Annotated in this window: 1 pseudogene; it reads left to right on the plus strand. The window is 36.9% G+C overall.

What is annotated here, in order from left to right:
- A pseudogene (locus QVP90_RS14990) lies at positions 1-1,742 on the plus strand (hypothetical protein); the annotation flags it as partial.

The following is a 1,742-nucleotide window of genomic DNA, read 5'->3' on the forward strand; positions in this document are numbered from 1 at the left end:
AAAGCGTCGTGTAGATGGAGATGTATATCACGATACATATATGGTATACGATGCTTACGACCATTTACGTTGTGTTCTTCCGCCTGCTGCTGTAGATGCTTACTCTTCTTTTGATGATCAAAGTCTTTCAGCCGGTAATTTTCTCGACTTGTATGCTTATTTTTATATTTATGATAACGATAACCAATGTGTTGGCGTAAAATATCCGGGTGCGGACTGGATTTACACAGTATATGATGGAGATTATCGCCCCATTCTTTCCCAAGATGGTAATCAGCGGAAACGGGATGAATGGAGTTTTATTAAATATGACGGCTTGGGGCGTGTTGTTATAGAAGGCATAGTTAAAGATAAACGTAGTCGCGATGATTTGGCTGATATATATGAGGATGTATTGGTACACGAAGAATATATTGGAACTGGAGGACCTTGTCGTGGATACACAGATCATATAAAGATGGGACAGAATCGTTATATTTTAACTTGTATACGTTATTATGATAATTATGCTTTTACAGAATTTTCTTTTGATTGGTCTTTTGCTAATATGGCGTCATCCGCTTCTGCCAAAGGTTTGCTGACAGGGGTATTTGAAGCTGTGTTAAATCAACCTGATAAAGGACGTTTTACGATTAATCAATATGATGATAAATCACGCTTGATTCGTCGCGACTCTAAAGAGACTCTGTCGAACAATACATTGTCTGCCGATTATAGCTATAATTTTAGTGGAGCATTGACACGAAGTGATTCCCGTTACGGTAATCGTTATTCTTTGAGATTGGATTATAACTACGATCATGCAGGACGGGAAAAAAACAGTATATGTGTTATGGGATATGGGACCACTCATTATACTTCTCCTCTGCGTGCTTTTACTTATGATTCCCATGGTCGTATTTCTGAAAAAATGATGCAAGGAAATAAAGTTAAGATGACATATGGTTATTATAATGACGGAACGTTGTTTAATATTGGTAGCATGAATGGTTTTAATGAAACTCTTTATTTCGGCAATTCTATGTTACCCTATCAATTGCCTCGTTGTAATAATGGTAATATAGCTGATATTTCCATTTCTCAGGGAGGGCGTTTGTATTTCTATCATTTTGATTATGACGGTTTTGATCGTTTAACGTCGGGTATGATGTATGGAGTGAATGGTAGTCGTATGAGGAATGATGAATTTTTCGATTACGATAAAATGGGTAATATAACCTCTTTACTTCGTTTGGAAGAATCGGGGTCGGTGAATGATTTGGATATTCATTATCGTGGAAACCAATTGTTGAAAGTGACGGATGGAAATCATAGTTTTCCTGCAACTTATGATTTTGCTATTTATCCTGATCTTGTTGACCACGAACAAGAATATTATTATGATAGTAATGGGAACGAGATAGCTAATCTCGATAAGAACATTGTTGCCACCCGTTACAATATTCTTAATTTACCTGATACAGTGCAGTTTGGGAATGGAAATCGTATAGTGAATTATTATCTTTCAAATGGTACTAAGTTAGGGAGTGTGTCACGCACCTATACGACTCCACTGTCGGTCCTATTGGATGGAGTAACTCATAGTGCTGATCCTTATGTGGAAACTACGGAATGGCGTAATGAAGGGATGCATTATAAAAACGGTATAGCGGAACGGGTAGATATTGAAGACGGTTATTTACAGTTAGATGTAAATAAAACATCCGGTGCTTTAAATGCTATCGGTTATTATGCATATATTT

Source organism: Bacteroides sp. CAG:189 (genome assembly GCF_000432295.1).
GTDB classification, from domain to species: domain Bacteria; phylum Bacteroidota; class Bacteroidia; order Bacteroidales; family Bacteroidaceae; genus Bacteroides; species Bacteroides salyersiae.